General features: G+C 62.7%; 25 protein-coding genes. 15 read left to right on the top strand and 10 right to left on the bottom strand.

Translation table 11 applies throughout. The features are described from left to right. Positions 1-20 precede the first annotated feature (20 nt). On the top strand, positions 21-767 hold the full coding sequence (locus tag AB8A50_RS22075) for a superoxide dismutase (RefSeq protein WP_439078897.1): 747 nt from the start codon (positions 21-23) through the stop codon (positions 765-767). 167 nt (positions 768-934) lie between these two features. Here AB8A50_RS22075 and AB8A50_RS22080 read toward each other — a convergent pair whose 3' ends face one another. Further along, positions 935-1,534, bottom strand: a complete 600-nt coding sequence (locus AB8A50_RS22080) for a septation protein A (RefSeq protein ID WP_093758216.1) — start codon at positions 1,532-1,534, stop codon at positions 935-937. Between the two features lie 13 nt (positions 1,535-1,547). Then, positions 1,548-2,492, bottom strand: a complete 945-nt coding sequence (ftsY, locus tag AB8A50_RS22085; RefSeq protein WP_175369431.1) for a signal recognition particle-docking protein FtsY — start codon at positions 2,490-2,492, stop codon at positions 1,548-1,550. A 163-nt stretch (positions 2,493-2,655) separates the two neighbouring features. Between ftsY and AB8A50_RS22090 the strand changes: the two genes are divergently transcribed. Continuing rightward, positions 2,656-3,291, top strand: coding sequence for an RluA family pseudouridine synthase (locus AB8A50_RS22090; protein WP_244628691.1), 636 nt, complete (start codon positions 2,656-2,658; stop codon positions 3,289-3,291). A 3-nt stretch (positions 3,292-3,294) separates the two neighbouring features. Here AB8A50_RS22090 and dapF read toward each other — a convergent pair whose 3' ends face one another. After that, the gene (gene dapF / locus AB8A50_RS22095; RefSeq protein ID WP_439065495.1) at positions 3,295-4,167 is read right to left on the bottom strand and encodes a diaminopimelate epimerase; all 873 of its coding nucleotides are present in this window, start codon (positions 4,165-4,167) and stop codon (positions 3,295-3,297) included. Between the two features lie 194 nt (positions 4,168-4,361). Between dapF and AB8A50_RS22100 the strand changes: the two genes are divergently transcribed. Both AB8A50_RS22100 and AB8A50_RS22105 read left to right on the top strand, forming a co-directional pair. After that, the gene (locus AB8A50_RS22100; RefSeq protein ID WP_089266456.1) at positions 4,362-5,102 is read left to right on the top strand and encodes a GyrI-like domain-containing protein; all 741 of its coding nucleotides are present in this window, start codon (positions 4,362-4,364) and stop codon (positions 5,100-5,102) included. A gap of 66 nt (positions 5,103-5,168) precedes the next feature. After that, the gene (locus tag AB8A50_RS22105) at positions 5,169-5,882 is read left to right on the top strand and encodes an SIMPL domain-containing protein (RefSeq protein WP_184512632.1); all 714 of its coding nucleotides are present in this window, start codon (positions 5,169-5,171) and stop codon (positions 5,880-5,882) included. 190 nt (positions 5,883-6,072) lie between these two features. On the opposite strand, the gene AB8A50_RS22110 is transcribed toward AB8A50_RS22105, so the two are convergent. After that, a complete protein-coding gene (locus tag AB8A50_RS22110) occupies positions 6,073-7,140 on the bottom strand; it encodes an MBL fold metallo-hydrolase (protein ID WP_439078898.1) in 1,068 nt (355 codons plus the stop codon). Between the two features lie 109 nt (positions 7,141-7,249). After that, positions 7,250-7,858, bottom strand: a complete 609-nt coding sequence (locus tag AB8A50_RS22115; RefSeq protein ID WP_093757908.1) for an NAD(P)-dependent oxidoreductase — start codon at positions 7,856-7,858, stop codon at positions 7,250-7,252. Between the two features lie 105 nt (positions 7,859-7,963). On the opposite strand from AB8A50_RS22115, the gene AB8A50_RS22120 reads away from it, so the two are divergent. From AB8A50_RS22120 to rimM, 4 genes are all read left to right on the top strand, one after another. Then, positions 7,964-8,374 (top strand): winged helix-turn-helix transcriptional regulator, encoded by a 411-nt coding sequence (locus AB8A50_RS22120; RefSeq protein ID WP_439078899.1) that lies wholly within the window; start codon positions 7,964-7,966, stop codon positions 8,372-8,374. A gap of 199 nt (positions 8,375-8,573) precedes the next feature. After that, a complete protein-coding gene (ffh, locus tag AB8A50_RS22125) occupies positions 8,574-10,091 on the top strand; it encodes a signal recognition particle protein (RefSeq protein WP_439078900.1) in 1,518 nt (505 codons plus the stop codon). A gap of 49 nt (positions 10,092-10,140) precedes the next feature. After that, a complete protein-coding gene (gene rpsP, locus AB8A50_RS22130; RefSeq protein WP_089266465.1) occupies positions 10,141-10,473 on the top strand; it encodes a 30S ribosomal protein S16 in 333 nt (110 codons plus the stop codon). 6 nt (positions 10,474-10,479) lie between these two features. Then, a complete protein-coding gene (rimM, locus tag AB8A50_RS22135) occupies positions 10,480-11,004 on the top strand; it encodes a ribosome maturation factor RimM (RefSeq protein ID WP_439078901.1) in 525 nt (174 codons plus the stop codon). 3 nt (positions 11,005-11,007) lie between these two features. Here rimM and AB8A50_RS22140 read toward each other — a convergent pair whose 3' ends face one another. Beyond that, positions 11,008-11,439, bottom strand: a complete 432-nt coding sequence (locus AB8A50_RS22140) for a hypothetical protein (RefSeq protein WP_439078902.1) — start codon at positions 11,437-11,439, stop codon at positions 11,008-11,010. Between AB8A50_RS22140 and trmD the strand changes: the two genes are divergently transcribed. The 5 genes from trmD to AB8A50_RS22165 all read left to right on the top strand — a co-directional run bounded on the left by trmD (position 11,438) and on the right by AB8A50_RS22165 (position 15,745). Next, entirely contained in the window at positions 11,438-12,196 is a 759-nt protein-coding gene (trmD, locus tag AB8A50_RS22145) for a tRNA (guanosine(37)-N1)-methyltransferase TrmD (protein ID WP_439078903.1), read from the top strand. The genes AB8A50_RS22140 and trmD overlap by 2 nt on opposite strands. Before the next feature lie 122 nt (positions 12,197-12,318). Beyond that, the gene (gene rplS / locus AB8A50_RS22150) at positions 12,319-12,717 is read left to right on the top strand and encodes a 50S ribosomal protein L19 (protein ID WP_089266471.1); all 399 of its coding nucleotides are present in this window, start codon (positions 12,319-12,321) and stop codon (positions 12,715-12,717) included. Between the two features lie 112 nt (positions 12,718-12,829). Beyond that, positions 12,830-12,958 carry a hypothetical protein gene (locus AB8A50_RS22155; RefSeq protein WP_439078904.1) on the top strand — a complete coding sequence of 43 codons (129 nt, stop codon included), beginning with the start codon at positions 12,830-12,832 and terminating at the stop codon, positions 12,956-12,958. A gap of 113 nt (positions 12,959-13,071) precedes the next feature. Further along, positions 13,072-14,487 carry a 3-isopropylmalate dehydratase large subunit gene (gene leuC, locus AB8A50_RS22160; protein WP_439078905.1) on the top strand — a complete coding sequence of 472 codons (1,416 nt, stop codon included), beginning with the start codon at positions 13,072-13,074 and terminating at the stop codon, positions 14,485-14,487. Positions 14,488-14,575: 88 nt separating this feature from the next. After that, entirely contained in the window at positions 14,576-15,745 is a 1,170-nt protein-coding gene (locus tag AB8A50_RS22165) for a winged helix-turn-helix domain-containing protein (protein ID WP_439078906.1), read from the top strand. Between the two features lie 172 nt (positions 15,746-15,917). Here AB8A50_RS22165 and AB8A50_RS22170 read toward each other — a convergent pair whose 3' ends face one another. From AB8A50_RS22170 to AB8A50_RS22185, 4 genes are all read right to left on the bottom strand, one after another. After that, the gene (locus tag AB8A50_RS22170; RefSeq protein WP_439078907.1) at positions 15,918-16,574 is read right to left on the bottom strand and encodes a hypothetical protein; all 657 of its coding nucleotides are present in this window, start codon (positions 16,572-16,574) and stop codon (positions 15,918-15,920) included. 311 nt (positions 16,575-16,885) lie between these two features. Continuing rightward, the gene (locus AB8A50_RS22175; RefSeq protein ID WP_439078908.1) at positions 16,886-17,332 is read right to left on the bottom strand and encodes a hypothetical protein; all 447 of its coding nucleotides are present in this window, start codon (positions 17,330-17,332) and stop codon (positions 16,886-16,888) included. 163 nt (positions 17,333-17,495) lie between these two features. Then, complete coding sequence (locus AB8A50_RS22180) at positions 17,496-17,786, bottom strand: hypothetical protein (RefSeq protein WP_439078909.1); 291 nt, start codon at positions 17,784-17,786, stop codon at positions 17,496-17,498. 237 nt (positions 17,787-18,023) lie between these two features. Further along, positions 18,024-18,311 (bottom strand): hypothetical protein, encoded by a 288-nt coding sequence (locus AB8A50_RS22185; protein WP_374725621.1) that lies wholly within the window; start codon positions 18,309-18,311, stop codon positions 18,024-18,026. A 205-nt stretch (positions 18,312-18,516) separates the two neighbouring features. Here AB8A50_RS22185 and AB8A50_RS22190 point away from each other — a divergent pair, with 205 nt between their 5' ends. Next, positions 18,517-18,918, top strand: a complete 402-nt coding sequence (locus AB8A50_RS22190; RefSeq protein WP_089266478.1) for a metallopeptidase family protein — start codon at positions 18,517-18,519, stop codon at positions 18,916-18,918. Positions 18,919-18,989: 71 nt separating this feature from the next. Continuing rightward, positions 18,990-19,595 (top strand): 3-isopropylmalate dehydratase small subunit, encoded by a 606-nt coding sequence (gene leuD, locus AB8A50_RS22195; protein WP_089266479.1) that lies wholly within the window; start codon positions 18,990-18,992, stop codon positions 19,593-19,595.

Genomic DNA, 19,595 nt, shown 5'->3' on the forward strand with positions numbered 1-19,595 from the left:
ATATTCAAGGGAGAAGCCCCATGTCATCGATGTCCCGACGCCATCTCATGCTCGCTGCGACCGGCATCGCTGCCGCGGTCGTCGCGCCCCGTCTTGCTTTCGCCCAGGCGGCTGCGCCGGCCACCCCTACTGCCGGCAATGCGCCATTCATCCTGCCGCCGCTGACCTATCCGGTCACGGCGTTTGAACCGCATATCGATGCCAAGACGATGGAGATCCATCACGACAGGCATCACGCCGCCTACGTTGCCAACATGAACAATTTTGCCAAGGATACCCCGGTGATCGGCGAGAAGCCGCTGGTCGAGGTGCTCGGCAATCTCAACAGCGTGCCTGACGCGATCCGCACCGGCGTGCGCAACAATCTCGGCGGCCATGCCAACCACACCATGTTCTGGCAGATCATGGGCCCGAATGGCGGCAAGCCGGAAGGCGATGTGCTCGCGGCGATCGATCGCGACCTCGGCGGCCTCGAGAAATTCCAGACCGATTTCAACGCCGCCGGCGGCCGTCAGTTCGGTTCTGGCTGGGTGTTCGTGATCGTCGACAAGGACGGCAAGCTGTCGATCGAGACGCGTCCGAATCAGGACAATCCGATCATGGACGGCAAGCGCGCGCTGATGGGCAACGACGTCTGGGAGCACGCTTATTATCTGACCTACCAGAACCGTCGCGCTGATTATCTCAAGGCGTGGTGGAATACGGTCAACTGGACCAAGGTCGGCGACCGCTATGCGGCGGCAAAGGCCGGCACGCTGGCGGTGTGATGTTTTCCTTCTCCCCGCTTGCGGGGAGAGGGTGGCGCGGACGAAGTCCGCGACGGGTGAGGGGGAGCTAACGAGTGAAACACTGGCTCCCCCTCACCCGGATTACTCGCTGCGCTCGCAATCCGACCTCTCCCCGCAAGCGGGGCGAGGTTAAGTAAGAGCCGCTTCTACTTCCTCAGATCGCCTTCGTCCGCCGTGCTCTCCGCGAGCGTAGCCGGCTCGATGCCGTAGCGCTTGATCAGCGGCATCTGCGCCACCGCGAAGACCATGGTCAGCGGGATGACGCCGAACGCCTTGAAGGCTACCCAGAAATCCGTGCTCTGGGTGCGCCAGATCGCTTCGTTCAGAAGCGCCATGGCGAAGAAGAACAGCGCCCAGCGCTTCGTCAGCGCACGCCAGCCTTCGTGTGTGAGATTGAACATCTGGTCGAACATGATGGCGATGAAGGATCGGCCGAACAACAGGCCGCCGCCGAGGATCGCTGCGAACAGGCCATAGATGATGGTCGGCTTGACCTTGATGAAGGTCTCGTCATGCAGCACTAGCGTCAGCGTGCCGAACACCAGCACGATGACGGCGGTGACAAGCGCCATAATCGGCACATGCCTGACCACGACATAGGACGCGATCATCGCCGCGACGATCGCCACCATGAAAGCGCCTGTCGCGACGAACAGGTTGAACTTCGCATTGGCGACGAAAAACACGATCAGCGGGCCGAGCTCGGTGGCGAGCTTGAATAGCGGGTGCGGCTGCTTCTTGTCGATCACGTCAGTCATATCAGCTTTCAATTCCTGCAATCGCCTGCGCGAAATCCCTGGCGGTGAATGGCGCGAGATCGTCGATGCCTTCGCCGACGCCGATGAAATGCACCGGCAGTTTGTACTTTTCCGACAGTGCCACGAGGATGCCGCCGCGCGCGGTGCCGTCGAGCTTGGTCATCACAAGGCCGGTGACGCCAGCCGTACGATGAAACGCTTCGACTTGCGACAGCGCGTTTTGTCCCACTGTGGCATCGAGGACCAGCAGCACCGCATGGGGCGCCGAGGCATCGACCTTCTTGATGACGCGCACGACTTTCTCGAGCTCGACCATGAGTTCGGTCTTGTTCTGCAGGCGGCCGGCGGTGTCGATCAGCAGCACGTCGCGTTTGTCGTCGCGAGCCGCGGTGACGGCGGTGAAAGCGAGGCTCGCGGAATCCGAACCCTGCGCACCGGCGATGACCGGCACCTTGTTGCGCTCGCCCCAGACCTTGAGCTGCTCGATGGCTGCCGCGCGAAACGTATCGCCGGCGGCGAGCATGACCTTGCGGCCTTCGGCGGAGAAGGTGGACGCCAGTTTGCCGATGGTGGTGGTCTTGCCGGAACCGTTGACGCCGACCACGAGGATGACGAACGGCTTGTGGCTGGTATCGATCACCAGCGGCTTGGCCACCGCCGAGAGCACTTTCTCGACCTCGGTGGCCACGACGGTTTTGACCTCGTCGGCCGAGATCGCCTTGTCATAGCGGCCATGGCCGACGGCGGCGGAAATCCGCGCCGCCACTTCGGTACCCAGATCGGCGCGCAGCAGCACGTCCTCGATGTCCTCGAGCATGGCGCGGTCGAGCTTGCGCTTGGTCACGAGGTCGGCGACCGCGGTGCCGAGGGCGCTCGAGGTGCGCTTCAGCCCGCCGGAGAGCCGTCGCCACCAGCTCAGTTTTGGCGTTTCGGGAGTGTCGCTCATGTCGGGGGTGTGTTAGCCGTTTCGCGCCATGATTCAAAGTATGACCAGTGAAAGTGACGAAGACGTAAGCTTGGAGGCCGAGCCCCGGCTGGAACCCCGCACCGACGCGGTGGAGCTGACCGAGGCCGAGATTCTGGCGCGGGTGCTGCACCGTGACGGCTTGATGCTGGTAATCGACAAGCCCGCCGGCCTGCCGGTGCATCGTGGCCCCAAGGGCGGCGCCAATCTGGAAACTTCGTTCGAATTCCTGCGCTATGGCCTGCCGCGTGCGCCGGTTCTGGCGCATCGGCTGGACAGGGATACGTCGGGTTGCCTGGTGCTCGGCCGGCACCGCAAGGCGACAGCGTCGCTGGGCCTCCTGTTCAAGCACAGCCGTATCCGCAAAACCTATTGGGCGGTGGTCGAGGGCGGGCCTGCCGAAGATTCGGGCGTGATCGACATGCCGCTCGGGCGGCTCAATGCCGACCGGGGCTGGTGGATGAAGCCGGATCCCGAGGGGCTCAAGGCCGTCTCGAATTTCACCGTGCTCGGCCGCGGCGGCGGCATGAGCTGGCTGGCGCTCGAGCCGGTGACAGGTCGCACGCATCAGCTCCGCGTGCACTCTGCGTCATCCGGATTTCCGATTGTCGGCGACAATATCTACGGCAACGGGCCACGCTTCGGCGAGCCGACACTGCATCTACATGCCCGCGAGATCGTGATTCCGATTTCGCGCAACAAGGACCCGATTCGTGTCGTCGCACCGGCCCCGCCGCATCTGTATGAGCGGCTCAGGGCGTGTGGCTGGAACGGGGAGTAGGGCTTACGCGACCGAAGCGAACAGCTTCGGATCGAACGTGCCCTCATATTCAAACGCGGCCGGCCCTGTCATCAGCACGTGGTCGTCGCTCTCGCGCCATTCGATGGTGAGTTCTCCGCCGGGCAGCGTCATATGCACCGTTCGGTTGGTCCTGCGCAGGCGGGCGGCGGCCACGGCGGTTGCGCAGGCAGCCGATCCACAGGCCTTGGTGAGGCCGGCGCCGCGCTCCCAGGTCCGCATCACGACGTGATCGCGATCGACGATATGCGCCAGCGTGATATTGGCGCGGTCCGGGAAGATCGGGTGGTTTTCCAGCAGCGGCCCGAACTTTTCGAGATCATAGGCCTGGATGTCGTCCACCCAGAAGATCGCATGAGGGTTGCCCATCGAGACGACTGATGGGGTGTGCAGGATGGGCGCGTCGATCGGGCCGATCTGCAGCTCAATGCCGCGGGTGTCACGAAACTCCTCCGCCAGCGGAATGTCCTGCCAGCCGAACTTCGGCGTGCCCATGTCCACCGTGTAAAGGTCAGGCGCGGGGCCTTGCCAGCAATTGATCAGGCCGGCCTTGGTCTCGAATGTGAGTGCCGTCTTGTCGCCGCCGGCAAACGTCTGCCGCGCCACGCAGCGCATGCCGTTGCCGCAGGCGCCGGCCTCGGAGCCGTCATTGTTGTAGATCGAGACGAAGGCGTCGGTGCCGGCCAGCCGGGGCTTCTGCAGCACCATCAACTGGTCATAGGGCACGCCTTCGGGGGTGGCCACGGCCCGGGCGTCGGCAGGCGTGATACCGGATGCCGTATCGCGCAGGTCGATCACGACGATCTCGTTGCCGATGCCGTTCATCTTGGCGAAGGAATGGTTGGCCAGTGCGCTCATGTCGTGTCCCGTTATCCCTGCCTTATATGGCGAGGCTGGCCCGATTGACCAGTGCGGCTATTCTGTGTCGGTTGTTTTGAATGGCCCTGCGCAATTTGGGGAGGGGACGAAAGCTGCGGCTGCGTGTTACCATGATGCCGTATCGCGCATGTTGCCGGACGCTGCGCTGCAGGATGTCACTGGAGACCCTTCGAATGACCCGTTCTCGCCTGTCCCGCCTCGCCACTGCGGCGCTGATCCCGGCAGCCGCGCTGACGCTGAACGCCGCGGCCTGGGCACAATCTCCGCCTGCCACGCCGCCAGCGGCAAGCTCCCCGGCCACCCCGCCCGCGCCGGCGACACCAGCTCCGGCGGCAACGGCTCCAGCCACACCCGCTCCCGCCACACCGGAGACGCCGGCCCCCGCCGCGCCGGCAACGCCGCCCGCAGCGGCGCAGGCCCCTGCAACGCCACCCGCGCCTCAGGTCCAGGTTGCCGATCCGTTCGGCGAGGAAATCACGCTGTCGCCGAAGCAGATGGTGACGTTCGTCGGCAAGGCCAATTGGGATTCGGCCTTCGATACGCTGATGGATGCGTTCAAGCAGATCACCACCGTGCTCGACAAACAGGGTGTCAAATCATCCGGCAACCCAATGATCGTCTATACGACCACCGATGACACTGGCTTCACCTTCCTCGCGGAAATCCCGGTCGATCAGGAGGTGAAGAACCTGCCGAAAGCGATGAAGATGGGCCTGTCGCCGGATGGTAAGGCGCTGAAGTTCGTCCATCGCGGCTCCTACGACAATATGGACAACACCTATGAGGCGATCACCAATCACCTCGACGACAAGAAGTTAGAGGCGAAAGATACGTTCATCGAGGAATACATGACCGATCCCTTGAAGACGGCGGAAGACAAGCTGGTCATCAATGTCTATGTGCCGCTCAAGTAGTCGAGCCGTAGCTCGGTCATAGCCTCTGGTCATAAAGAAGCCTTGGACGGTCGCGAGAGAATGGGCATGACAAATCATTTCGCTCTCGCTTCGCTGGCCATTGCGCTCATCGCCACTCCTGCGCTCGCGCAGGTCAATCCACCGCCGGTGATTTCCGTCTCCGGCGAAGGCACCGTCTCGGTGCCGCCGGATCTTGCTGTCGTCGATGGCGGTGTCACGACTGATGCCAAGACGGCACGCGAGGCCGCCGAGGCCAACAATGCCGCGATGGCCAAGGTGCTGGCGGCCCTGAAGAGTGCCGGCATTGCCGAGAAGGACATGCAGACGTCGCGGCTGTCGCTATTTCCGCAATATGCGCAGCAGACCCGTCCCAATCCCAATCCTGGCCCCAACGTCATCTCGGGCTATCGCGCCAGCAACCGCGTCACCATCCGCGTACGCGACGTGACCAAGGTGGCCGGCACGATCGACGCGCTGGTGTCGTCGGGTGCCAATGAGGTTGGCGGCATCAATTTCATGGTGACCAAGGCGTCGCAACTTCTCGACGATGCGCGCAGCGACGCGATCGCGGATGCGCGGCGCAAGGCGGAGATTTACGCCAAGGCTGCCGGCGTCAAGCTCGGCGCGCCGATCAGCATTTCCGAGGACTCCGGCAGCGCGCCAGCGCCAATGATGTTGCGCAAGATGGGCGCCGATGTGGCATCGGCTCCGGTGGCGCAAGGCGAGGAAGTGCTGCGCGTGAATGTCAGCGTGAGCTGGGAAATCAAGCCGGCGCAGTGATGGTAGTGATGATCTAGCCATCACCGCTCCGTTGCCAATGTTTGTCATCCCCGGACTTGATCCGGGGATCCATCTTACGAAGGCGGCGGATGTGGAAGATGGATGGCCGGGTCATCTAGCGAAGCCGCGCTTCGCGCTTTGCCCGGCCATGACGTGGGGAGAGAGCGGTGATACTCGCTTCCACGTCCCGTTAAAAAATCTCCACCACCTGCCCCGGCTTCAGAGCCATAAACTTCTCGCTCGGCAATTCCGCCGCGCTGCATGCGGCAGCCAATCCTTTCACCGGTCCGTCAATCGCCTCATCGGTGAGCTGGAATGTGCTGTGATGGCTGGCCAGCGCCTGCTGCGCTCCGCAATCGCTAAGGGCCTTCACGGCGTCTTCCGGATTCATGTGCTGGTCCTTCATGAACCAGCGTGGCTCATAGGCGCCGATCGGCAGGATCGCGAGCCTGATAGCACCATGGGCTTCGCGCACGCGGCGGAAGTGCAGGCCGTCGCCATAGCCGCTATCGCCGACGATGTAGATCTTGCCCGCCGGCGTCTCCAGCACGAAGCTCGCCCAGAGCGACTTGTTGCGATCGAACAGCCCGCGCGCGGTCCAGTGTCGCGTCGGCACCAGCGTGACGGCAAGGCCGTTGCCGAGCTCGACGCGATCTGTCCAGTCATAGGCCTCGGCTTTGATCGCGCTGTCGGCGCTCTTCATGGTGATGTCATTGCCAAGCGGCGTGATCACGCGCGGCGCAAATTTTGCGGCGAGCTTTGAGAGCGTCGGAAGATCGAGATGGTCGTAATGACCGTGCGACACCAGCACGATGTCTATTTTCGGCAGCTTGTCGAACGCGATGCCCGGTGCGGAGTGGCGCTTCGGCCCGGCAAACGAGAACGGCGAGACGCGGTCAGACCACACCGGATCGAACAGGATGTTGATTCCCGCGGTCTGGATCAGCCAGCTCGCGTGACCCACGTAACTAAAACGAACGCCCGTGCCCTCGATCTTGGCCGGCGGAGTATCGGCAAATTCGTTCTCGACCCAGTCGGGCCAGACCTCGCGCGTACGGCCGCCGCCGAATTGCCACCGCAGCACTTCGCCGAGCGACTTGGGCGGCACGCCGTCGGGATCGAAGAAGATCTTGCCGTCGAAGTGATCGGAGACGGGGCCGTCATAATTGGTCATGCGGGAAGCCCAGAAGGCCGACAGCCCAGCGGCTGCGGCGAGACCGCCCAGCGACGTCAGAAGGCGGCGGCGGGTGAGAATCATGGAGCTGGATCAAATCCGGTGGGACGACGGGCTGCGCCCAACGAGGCGCAGCCCGCATCAGATGGAATTTGTCAGTGGATTCCGCAACCCGCGCCGATCCTCTGTTCGCTCAGTAGCCGACGGTGAACCGCTTGCGCGTATGCGCAGGCGTCTCGATCTCGTCGGCCATGGCGATGGCATAATCCTCAAAGGAAATGCTGCTGCCCTTGTCGTTGGCGAGCAGTTGATCGCCGCCAAGCCGGAATGTCCCGGTGCGCTCGCCCGGGATGAACAGGGCCGAGGGCGACAGGAAGGTCCAGTTGAGCTCCTTGTCGTGGCGCAGGATGTCGAGGAACAGGCCGCCCACCGCGGCCTCGGCCCGGTATTCCGCCGGAAATCCCGGGGTCTCGATCAGCTTCAGGCCGGGAGCGACTTCGAGGCTGCCGGCGCCGCCGACCACCAAATAGCGCGGAACGCCCGCCGCCTTCACGGCCGCGATCAGCTTGTGCGGGTCGCTGACGAGGAAATGGATCGCGCTGACGGCGACGTCGTGGCCCTTCAGGGCGGCAGTGAGACCGGCAACATCGTTGGCGTCGGCCTTCAGTGGCGTCACCCCGGCCAGAACAGGGGCTTTCTCCGGGTTGCGGGCGATGGCGGTGACGGTATGACCGCGGCGGGACAGTTCAGCGACAATTTGCGAGCCGGCGCGGCCGGTGGCGCCGATCAGGGCGATTTTCATTTGATATCTCCATGTGGTAACCAATAGAAACTTGCTATTCATTTCGGCAGTAGCTGTGAAGAAGGCACTTTTGCGTTAGCTGGTTACCCCGAGGAGACCGCCGCCATGCAGACCGATATCGAAAGCGCCGACCAGCGCTGGAAAGCCGGCAACGTCTATGCGAGCAGCTGCCCAACTCGGCTGGTTCTGGACCGGATCGCCGATAAATGGGCGGTTCTGGTGCTGGGCCTGCTCACGGACGGCCCCGTTCGCTTCAACCAGCTGCGGCGGCAGATCGAGGGAATCTCGCAGAAAATGCTGTCGCAGACCCTCAAAAGCCTGGAGCGCGATGGCCTGGTGAGCCGCAAGGCGATCCCCACCGTGCCGGTCACGGTCGAATATGCGATCACTCCGCTCGGACGAACCCTGTCGGATACCGTTGATGCGCTGCGGGTCTGGGCTGAAAACCATATGGGCCAGGTGCTTGAGGCACAGCAGCACTATGATGCCGGCGGAACCCGGAGCGCGGCCGCCTGACCAGGCGATCGCCCTGCAAACCTTGACTTATCGGGCTCCAGCACTGTAAATCCCGCCACTTCTCGAAAAGTTCTCTTTTCGATCCGCCGACCGGTCCTGGAGACCGGAGGTCAACGCCCGACAGCGCGATGCGCCCTCGGGCGCAAAAGTGTTTGGTTATTTGCCATCATGGGGATGGCACGAGCGGAAGCGACAATCGATGTTCGACAGTCTGTCGGAACGGCTTGGCGGAATTCTCGATCGGCTCACCGGGCGCGGTGCGCTGTCGGAGGCTGATGTCGATGCCGCCATGCGCGAAGTCCGCCGGGCGCTGCTCGAGGCCGACGTCTCGCTCGACGTGGTCCGCAGCTTCATCGATCGTGTCCGTGAACAGGCCATCGGCGCCACCGTCGTCAAGTCGGTCACCCCCGGCCAGATGGTCGTCAAGATCGTCCATGACGAGCTGGTCGCCACGCTCGGCGCCGACGGTGAAGGCGGCATCGATCTGCAAGCCGTGCCACCCGTCGCCATCATGATGGTCGGTCTGCAGGGTTCCGGTAAAACCACCACCACTGCAAAGCTCGCCCGCCGTCTCACCCAGCGCGACAAGCGCAAGGTGCTGATGGCCTCGCTCGACGTCTATCGTCCGGCCGCCATGGAACAGCTCGCGGTGCTCGGCCGCGATCTCGACATCCAGACGCTGCCAATCGTCGAAGGGCAAAAGCCTGCTGACATAGCCAAGCGTGCGCTTTCGGCCGCCAAGCTTGGTGGTTATGACGTGGTGCTGCTCGACACTGCCGGCCGCACCACGCTCGACGAAGAAATGATGTCGGAAGCCACCGAGATCAAAGCCATCGCGCAGCCGCATGAAGTACTGCTGGTGGCGGATTCGCTGACCGGTCAGGACGCCGTCAATCTCGCGCGCGCCTTCGACACCCGCGTCGGCCTTACCGGCATCGTGCTGACGCGTGTTGACGGCGATGGCCGCGGTGGTGCTGCACTCTCGATGCGTGCGGTCACCGGCAAGCCGATCAAACTGATCGGCACCGGTGAAAAGACCGATGCACTGGAAGACTTCCATCCGAGCCGCATCGCCGGCCGTATTCTCGGCATGGGCGACGTGGTGTCGCTGGTTGAGCGCGCTGCTGCGAATATCGATGCGGAAAAAGCTGCGCGCACTGCCGAGCGCATGCGCAAGGGTCAGTTTGATCTCACAGACATGCGTGAGCAACTGATCCAGATGACCAATATGGGCGGTCTCTCCGGCCTGATGGGCATGATGCCAGGCATCGCCAAGATGAAGAACCAGATCGCCTCCGCCGGTCTCGATGACCGCGTAGTGAAGCGCCAGATCGCCGTCATCGATTCGATGACGCGTCAGGAGCGCAAGAATCCTGACATCCTCAAGGCCAGCCGTAAGAAGCGTATCGCTGCCGGCGCCGGGCTCAAGGTCGAGGAAGTCAACAAGGTGCTGAAGATGCACCGGAACATGGCCGACATGATGAAGGCCATGGGCTCCGGCAAGCGCGGCCCGATGGCCGGCATCGCGCAGGCGATGGGCTTCGGTGGCGGCGGCATGCCGTCACCCGAACAGATGAAGGCGATGGCCGAGAAGATGCCGGGCGGGATGCCGCAGGGCATGCCGTCATTGCCGAAAGATTTCCCGGGCCTGTCGGGCCTGGGTAAACCGACGCTGCCGGGACTCGGCGGCTTTCCCGGTCTCGGGAAAAAGAAATAACGCGACCCATTCAATTCACATTCAAATCGAACACACTTAGGAGAATCCCATGTCCGTCGTTATCCGCCTCGCTCGTGCAGGCACCAAGAAGCGCCCCGTCTATCACGTCGTCGTCGCCGACTCGCGTTTTCCCCGCGATGGCCGCTTCATCGAGCGTCTCGGTTACTTCAATCCGCTGCTCGCCAAGGACAACGAGCTGCGCCTGAAGCTCGACCTCGACAAGACCAAGGCCTGGATCGCCAAGGGCGCACAGCCGTCGGATCGCGTTGCTCGTTTCCTCGATGCCGCTGGCGTTCAGAAGCGCGAAGCCCGCAACAATCCTGAGAAGGCCGTGCCGCGCAAGGAGCGCAAGGCCAACGCTGAAGCCGCCGCCAAGAAGTAAGGCGGAATGACCTCCGCGCAAATCTGCGTCGCGCGCATCGGCGCGCCGCATGGTGTGCGCGGTCAGGTCCGGCTGTGGACCTTCACCGAAGATCCATTCGCCGTGCTCGACTACGGTCCGCTTGCCACCAAGGACGGCAAGCGGAGTTTCGAGGTCGATGATGTGCGCGAGGCCAAGGGTCATCTGGTCGCGACGCTGAAAGGCGTCGCTTCCCGCGAAGACGCCGAGCGCCTCAATGGCGTCGAGCTCTTTGTGGCGCGCGATGCGCTGCCCGACACCGAAGACGATGAATATTACCACGCCGACCTGATCGGCCTCGCTGCGGTCAATGCCGCGGGCGATGCGATCGGCCGTGTCGTCGGTATCCATAATTTCGGCGCCGGCGATATCATCGAGATCGCGCCGCTAGAGGGCGCGACCCTGCTGTTGCCGTTCACCAATGCGGTGGTGCCAACCGTTGACCTCGCGGCGGGCCATGTCGTGATCGAATTGCCGGGTGAGATTATCGGCGACGACCCCACCGCGGCGTAAGGCTTACGCTTTCAACGCTTCTGCAATCGTTGTTGCAAACGGCGTGGTCGGCCGGCCAATCAGCTTGCCGAGTGTGCGGCTGTCGTCGAACAGCGCGCCATCTGCTGCGGCCGTATCCGACGTCGCGATCAGATCCGCGAGTTCTTCCGGAAGGCCCGCATTGAGCATGATGGCCTTGAATTCGGCTTCCGGCAGACGAACGTATGGGACTGTTTTGTCGCTCTGCTTTCGGTCGAATATCGGCTGTCGCCGCTGGGACAATCGGCCCTCGGGCCGCTGGCCGGCCTGATCGACTGGGCTGAGCGCAGCTTCGCGGAGATCAAGGCCGCTCGCGCCGCCTTCGATGCCGGTGACACCAGCGAGCAGATGTCGGCGGCCTGACGCGGCGATCGCCGGGGTTTGACGCCTCGCGCCGGACGCGCGATGGAAGGCCATGACTTCCGATCCTTCATCCGCGCCATGGCGCGCGACGGTGCTGACGCTGTTTCCCGAGATGTTTCCGGGCCCGCTCGGCATCAGCCTTGCCGGCAAAGCGCTGGCTTCCGGCCTGTGGGCGCTGGAGGCACGGGATATCCGCGCCTCGGCCACAGACAAGCATCGCAGTGTCGATGATACGCCTGCCGGCGGCGGACCGGGCATGGTGCTGCGGGCTGACGTGCTGGCGGCGGCGATCGATGCGGCGGATGCGCAAGATCGCCCCAGGCTCGTCATGAGCCCGCGCGGTCGGCCATTGACCCAGGCGCGGGTGGCGGAGCTGGCGGCCGGGCCGGGGCCGCTGATCGTCTGTGGCCGCTTTGAAGGCATCGATCAGCGCGTCATCGACGCCCGAGGGCTCGAGGAAGTCTCTATCGGCGACTACGTGCTGTCCGGCGGCGAAATCGCCGCCATGACGCTGATTGACGCCTGCGTCCGGCTTCTGCCGGGGGTCATGGGTAAGTTAGCGTCTGGAACCGACGAGAGTTTCTCCGACGGGCTACTGGAATACCCGCAATATACCCGCCCGCAGAGCTTCGAGGGCCGCCAGATCCCGGATGTCCTGATTTCCGGCGACCATGCGAAGGTTGCCAAATGGCGGCTGGCCGAGGCGGAGGCGCTTACCGCGGCGCGCCGGCCCGATTTATGGGCGGCTCGCCCGAAAGCCCTGGAATCGGGCAGAAAGCGAAAACCGCCAAAAATCACGACGGGCGAGTGACAGAGACGGGTGACAACGGCTTCGCTTTCCCGTATAGCAGCGCCAAATCCGTGCACTGGCAGGGTAAGAGTTTCGTGCGCAGCCCGCGCAACGTCTGGGCGCGCCGCCGATGGAGATTTTCGATGAACCTGATTCAGACGCTTGAAAAAGAGCAGTTCGACCGCCTTTCCGCCACCAAGTCGATCCCGGAATTCGGTCCCGGCGACACCCTCATCGTCAACGTGAAAGTTGTCGAAGGCGAGCGCTCCCGCGTGCAGGCCTATGAAGGCGTCTGCATCGGCCGTAACGGCGGTGGCATCAACGAGAGCTTCACCGTTCGCAAGATTTCCTACGGCGAGGGTGTCGAGCGCGTGTTCCCGCTGCTCTCCCCGATGATCGACTCGATCAAGGTTGTGCGTCGCGGCAAGGTGCGTCGCGCCAAGCTGTATTACCTGCGCGATCTGCGCGGCAAGTCGGCCCGCATCGTCGAGAAGAAGACCGAGCGTCCGGCCAAGGTCGCGGCTGTGGCTGCTGCCAAGTAATTTTCCGCACCATCGAATGTGCGAGACGAAAAGCGCGGCGCAAGCCGCGCTTTTTTGTTACGTGAAGACTGCATACCTCCGTCGCATTGGCGTCGTGATCGCTGAGTGCTATATGACTGGAATGTTTCTAGACCTGCACCAGCACGCTTTGCGCATCGTCATCGACGATCATAGTCGGCTGCCCGGTCGCTTCTTCGGTCGCTTCACCACGTCGATCGTGGGCGCGCTTGGAAGCGCGTGAGCAATCTCACGCGTTTCTTTTCCCGTTTCTCAGTTGCTCGCTTTGCGCCGTCGATGCGGCGAATCATTTAGCAGCACGCAACTGGCCCACGTTTTCTTTTGAGGCCTGATCTCATGACTGACTCTGCAAAGCCGACCACCCTGTACGACAAGATCTGGAACGACCATCTGGTCGAGGAAGCCGCCGACGGCACCTGCCTGCTCTATATCGATCGCCATCTGGTGCACGAAGTGACGAGCCCGCAGGCCTTCGAAGGTCTGCGTGCTGCCGGCCGCCGTGTGCATGCGCCGGAGAAGACGCTTGCGGTCGTCGATCACAACGTGCCGACCACCGATCGCACCAAGCCCAATCCCGATCCGGAAAGCACCGAGCAGATCGCGACGCTGGCCGAAAACGTGCGCGAATTCGGCATCGAATATTACAACGAGTTCGACAAGCGCCAGGGCATCGTCCACGTCATCGGTCCCGAGCAGGGTTTTACGCTGCCGGGCACGACGATCGTTTGCGGTGACAGCCACACCTCGACGCATGGCGCGTTCGGCGCGCTGGCGCACGGCATCGGTACGTCGGAAGTCGAGCACGTGCTGGCGACGCAGACGCTGATCCAGAAGAAGGCGAAGAACATGCGCGCTACCGTCGACGGCAAATTGCCCGACGGTGTCACCGGCAAGGACATCATCCTGGCCATCATCGGCGAAATCGGTACCGCCGGCGGCACCGGCTATGTGCTGGAATATGCCGGCGAGGCGATCCGCGCTCTGTCGATGGAAGGCCGCATGACGGTCTGCAACATGTCGATCGAAGGCGGCGCCCGTGCCGGCCTGATCGCGCCCGACGAGAAGGCCTATGAATTCCTGAAAGGTCGTCCAATGTCGCCGAAAGGCGAGATGTGGGAGCAGGCCGTGCGCTATTGGGAAACACTGCGCTCCGACGAGGGCGCGCATTTCGATCACGAGATTCGTCTCGACGCGGCGAAGCTGCCGCCGATCGTCACCTGGGGTACCTCGCCCGAGGACGTCATCTCGATCTCCGGCAAGGTGCCGAACCCCGCCGACATCGCGGATGAAGCAAAGCGTCTCTCCAAGGAGCGTGCGCTGGCCTATATGGGTCTGACCGCAGGTACGAAAATCACCGACATCAAGCTGGATCGTGTGTTCATCGGCTCCTGCACCAATGGCCGCATCGAGGACTTGCGCGCCGCGGCCAAGGTCGTCGACGGCAAGACCGTCAATGGTAACGTCTCTGCGATGATCGTGCCGGGCTCGGGTCTGGTGAAGGAACAGGCGGAAGCTGAAGGCCTCGACAAGATCTTCCTGAAGGCCGGTTTCGAATGGCGTGAGCCGGGTTGCTCCATGTGCCTGGCGATGAATCCCGACAAGCTGGCGCCGGAAGAACGCTGCGCTGCCACCTCGAACCGCAACTTCGAGGGCCGTCAGGGCCACAAGGGCCGCACCCATCTGGTGTCGCCGGCGATGGCGGCCGCAGCGGCGATCGCGGGACACTTCGTTGATATCAGAGAGTGGCATTAATTTAGCTGCACGGGGCGACACATCCTCGGTAAGATCGACGGCCTGCTGATGCAGGCCGTCTTTTTATGAGCCATGTTGAACGCTGTCGATGCCCCGCACACCTGCCAAACCCATCGCACTCACCAACACCGCCGCCCGCCGCATCTGGCTGCGCGCGCAACGGCTCGATGCGCGTGCGCCATTCGGCGATGGCGCGGAGGCGGTGAAGGCCGCGGTTCAGCATCTCGGCTATGTGCAGATCGACACCATTAATGTGATCGAGCGCAGCCATCATCACATCCTGTTCTCGCGGATTCCGAACTACAAACGCGCGGATCTCAGGCAGGCGCAGACCCATGACAAGAGCGTGTTCGAATACTGGACCCACGCGCTTGCTTATGTGCCGACCGATGACATCGGCTTCTTCGTGCCGGACATGAAATATTATCGCCGTGAGGGCCATGGCTGGTTCGCGGCCGTGACTCCCGCCGACAAGCGCAAGGTGATGCGGCTGGCCAAGGCCGGTCCGCTGTCGATCCGCGATATCGATGACGATGTGCTACGAGAGAAGGATCATGAATGGGCCAGCCGCAAGCCGTCAAAGCGGGCGCTGCAGCTGGCATTTTATGAGGGGCATCTCACGATCTCCGAGCGGCAGGGCATGCTGAAGACCTATGATCTTCTGCTGCGGCATTTCGGTTGGGAGACGCTGCCGAAAGCGGCGAGCGCTATGGAGAAATTCGCCTATCTGCTGGATCGCGCGCTGCGGTCGCAGGGCATCGTCAGTCTCGATTCGATCTGCCATCTCGATGCACCGAGCAAGGCCGGCATACGCAAGCTGATTGAAGCGCGGGTACGCAAGGGTGCGTTGGTGGCCGTCGCGCTCGATGGCGCCGGCAAGCAAGAGCACTGGACGACGCCCGCGGCGATCGAGGACACCAGCTCGGGCGAGGCGGGGCTCGTGCATGTGCTGTCGCCATTCGATCCCCTGGTGATCCAACGCAAGCGGACCAATTTGTTCTTCGGGCATGACCATCGCTTCGAGGCCTATGTGCCGAAGGAAAAACGCCAGCTCGGCTATTTCGCGCTGCCGGTGCTGGTGGACGACCAGATCGTCGCGGCCGTCGATCTCAAGACCGACCGGCAGAAGCGCAAATTGCTGATGCAGCAATGGAGCTGGGTCGGCGAGGGCGCCAAGCCGAAAACATCGCGCAAGGAATGGAAGCGCCGCATCGAGGAAGAGCTCGGGCGGTTCGAGGCGTTTCAGCTCGGGGAGTGAGCTCCGGCGCGTGCACTACACTCCGTCGTCATCCGCGGGCTTGACCCGCGGATCCACGTCTTGGCAACAAGCAAAGACGTGGATGGCCGGGACATCCAGCGAAGCCGCGCTTCGCGCTATGCCCGGCCATGATGGAGTGTGTGGAGAGTCGCTTCAGTCAACCCGACCCATCTCACCAATAAATATTGAAGCGATGGTAATGCCGCCGGTGGTACCAGTGGCGGTGATGCCAGGGGCGATAGCGGCAGATCTTGCGTGGGCCGTAATAGGTCCAGACGATCCGGCAGAAACGGCGCGGTTGGTAGTAGCGCGGGCCGTAATAATAGCTCGGCGCATAGGCGTAATAGCGCGGGCGGAAATGGCGGCGATAGCCGTAATGGCGCGCGCCGTAGTAGCGTGTCGGCGCATAATAAGGGCGCCGGGCGATCAATGGCGCCGCGTATCGATAGCCGCCGCCGTGGAACGCGGGGCCACGCCGGAAACCGCCGCCGACAAAGGCCGGGCCCGGACGGAAACCGCCTCCGCCACGGAATGCCGGCGCTGCGGCTCGGAAGCCTCCGCCGCCACCTCCACCCCGAAACGCGGGCATGCCGCCGCCACGAAATCCGCCGCCGCCTCCGCCATGAAAGGCGTGACCGCCGCCGCCGCCGCGGAAACCTCCTCCGCCACCGCCGCCGCGTCCACCGCGATGCTGGACCTGGAGCAGCGCGTCGCTCGCCTGCTTGGCTGCGGGTGCCGCGCCGGGATTGATCAGCGAGACCGCCCGTGCCGATGGCGTCAGCGATATCATCATCGCTGCGGCGGCAGCCACGCCGAGCGAGCGCGTCATGAATTGTCTGATCGCAAAACCTCGATCGGCATTCAGGACAGGTTGTCGATTCTGAACATCTCTCATCGGAAACATCCTCCCTCGATCGGCGCATGGGACATCGATCGCGCAAACCTGACAGTGCAGGTCCTCGTTTGCGCGAACGGTGCATTTGCGCATGGTCGTGTCATGTGAATTGTCGCGCCTTGACCGAAAATTAAGGATGTCGATCTGAACGCGTCATGAATGACGCATGCGGAAGCCGCGCGGCGCGCACAAAAAAACAGGCGCCGCAAAGGGCGCCTGTCAATGTCGTCTAGAGATCCTGGAATTTACCAGCGGCCGAAGCTGAAGCCGACGCTGAGCGGGCCGCCGCCGAAACCGACGCCCGGGCCATAACCATAGGCGCCATAGGGACGATAGCCGCCATAATAGCCGTAGGGCCGGTAGCCGTATCCGCCGTAGTAAGCAGGGCGATAGGCATAGGGACGTCCGTAATAGGCGGGGCCGTAATATGAGCGGTACGGGCGATAGCCGTATCCGTAGCCATAACGCGGGCCGTAATAGCTGCGATACCCGTAGTGTCGGTGGTCGAAGTGATGATGGCGGTGGTGAAAGTGACGATGGCGCCGCTGCGCGCTGAAGTCCGTGGCCTTTGCCTTGTTGTCTGCCGCAGCCTTTTGAGGCGTCTGTGCGTCAGCCATTGCGGGGGCGCTGGTCAATGCGCCACCAAGTGAAAGTGTTGCAGCCAGCATGGCTGCGCCTACCCAGTTCTTCATGATTTTTCCTTGCCTCGATCGCTTTCCATCGATCGTCTTTCGTCGCCTTCACCCCATAACGCATATAGCTGCAATGATTTCCCGCGACAGACCGACGCGGTCAACATCTCGTCAAAGAAAACAGGCGCGCTTGCGCACGCCTGTTTGGACTTTAGAGGGAGTCTCAGTAGCGCCAGCCGTGACGACGCACATGGTGCGGCCGGTGCCAGCCATGATGGCGGCGGATGTGATGCGGACGATGCCAGCCGTGGTGACGCCGCATGCCGTGATGCCCGCGATAGCCGCGATTGTGGTGATGACGATACTGCACCTCAGTCGTCAGCTTCTCACCGCCCTGTACGGACGATGCGATGCCCGGGCTGTTCAGCGAGACTGCATTTGCCTGCTGCGTCGGCGCTGTGACGAACAGCAAGCTTGCGATGGCGGCGAGGCCGAAAAATTTCTTCACGTTCACGTGTTCTCTCCTGAGTCTGCTGCGTTCATGTCGAGATGCAGCTTCACGAATGGATCATCGCCCATGTGCATGACGCTAGGGCGCAGGAGGTGAACGCGATGTGAATATGCTCGGTGCGATATGTCGCAGGGTTTTGTGACGCATCGCTGGAACGAAAGCTCAGCGCATGCGAACGCCATCTCCGCAGTTGCAAAGTCCGCCCTGACGTCATTCAAAATTAAAGTATGAAGTGTCGGCTCAGCCGCGGCGCCAGTAGCAGTTCATGCGCGGCACGATCACGGTGCCGCTCGGGCGATATTCCTGCACCAGATTGGCGGTGCAATCGCGGACGGCATTCGGGCCGGGATTGTAGCTGGGATAGACACCGCGTTCGTCCGGGGTGCGATAGATACGAACGCGCGGGCGCGCACGGCGGGGCTGAACGCTGTCGTCGGATTGGGCGACCTGTGTGGCCGTCTGCGCCTGTGCGGTGTTCGCCATCGGCAGGCCGCCGAGCGCAACCGCCAATCCCAGTGCCGCCATCATGATCCGCATTGTCACGCCCCAAACTGCCATAAGCATGATCCCGAAAAGTGGATGCCGGTTTTCACCGACAAACGGGTTCGTTTGTCGAGAGATCATGCTTCAAAAGAATGCCGCAAAGTCTCCGATTGACGCCCGCCCGTCAACCGCCGGGCCGGCCCTGTGCCGGCGCATTGCCATGTCATGGGAATTGGCTAGACAGGGAAACATGTGGCACCAGGCAAAAGCTCCCGATCTCGCGGAAATGGAAGACATGGCCCATGCCATGCTCGCCCTCCTGCCGGAGGATTTCCGGAAGCTCTGCGCGGGCGTGATCATCCGGGTCGATGATTTCCCCACCGACGAGGTGCTGGAGGAGATGCAGGCCGAGACCGAATTCGACCTGCTCGGCCTGTTCCAGGGTGTCGGCCTGCCGTTCCAGAGCCAGGACAATACCGGGCAGTTGCCCAACATGATCTGGCTGTATCGCCGGCCGATCCTGGATTACTGGGCCGAACACGACGAAACCCTCGGCCATATCGTCCGCCATGTGCTGATCCACGAGATCGGGCACCATTTCGGCCTCTCGGACGCCGATATGGAGGCCATCGAGGCTGGCGTCGCCGATTAGCCCTGCATAAATCACCCTTGGACGGGCCGCCCGATCGGGCTAAAACGCCCGCTCAATCCGAGGATATGTTCATGGACAAGTTCACCACGCTGGAAGGCGTCGCAGCACCGCTGAAGATCATCAATGTCGATACCGACATGATCATCCCGAAGCAGTATCTGAAGACCATCAAGCGTACCGGTCTCGGCAAGGGCTTGTTCTCGGAAGCGCGCTACCTCGATGACGGCAGCGAAAACCCGGATTTCGTGCTCAACAAGCCGGCCTATCGCAATGCCAAGATCATGGTGGCCGGCGATAATTTCGGCTGCGGCTCGTCGCGCGAACACGCGCCCTGGGCGCTGCTGGATTTCGGCATCCGCTGCGTGATCTCGACCTCGTTCGGCGACATCTTCTACAACAACTGCTTCAAGAACGGCGTGCTGCCAATCCGCGTCTCGCAGAAGGATCTCGACGCGTTGTTCGACGATGCCGAGCGCGGCGCCAATGCGACCATCACCATCGATCTGCCGAACCAGGAAATCCGCGGCCCTGATGGCGGCACGGTGAAATTCGAGATCGATCCGTTCCGCAAGCACTGCCTGCTCAACGGTCTCGACGATATCGGCCTGACGATGGAGAAGAAGGCCTCCATCGACAGCTACGAAGAGAAGCTCAAGACCGCGCGCGCCTGGGCCTGA

Source organism: Tardiphaga sp. 841_E9_N1_2 (assembly GCF_051811065.1).
In the GTDB taxonomy this organism is placed as follows: domain Bacteria; phylum Pseudomonadota; class Alphaproteobacteria; order Rhizobiales; family Xanthobacteraceae; genus Tardiphaga; species Tardiphaga robiniae.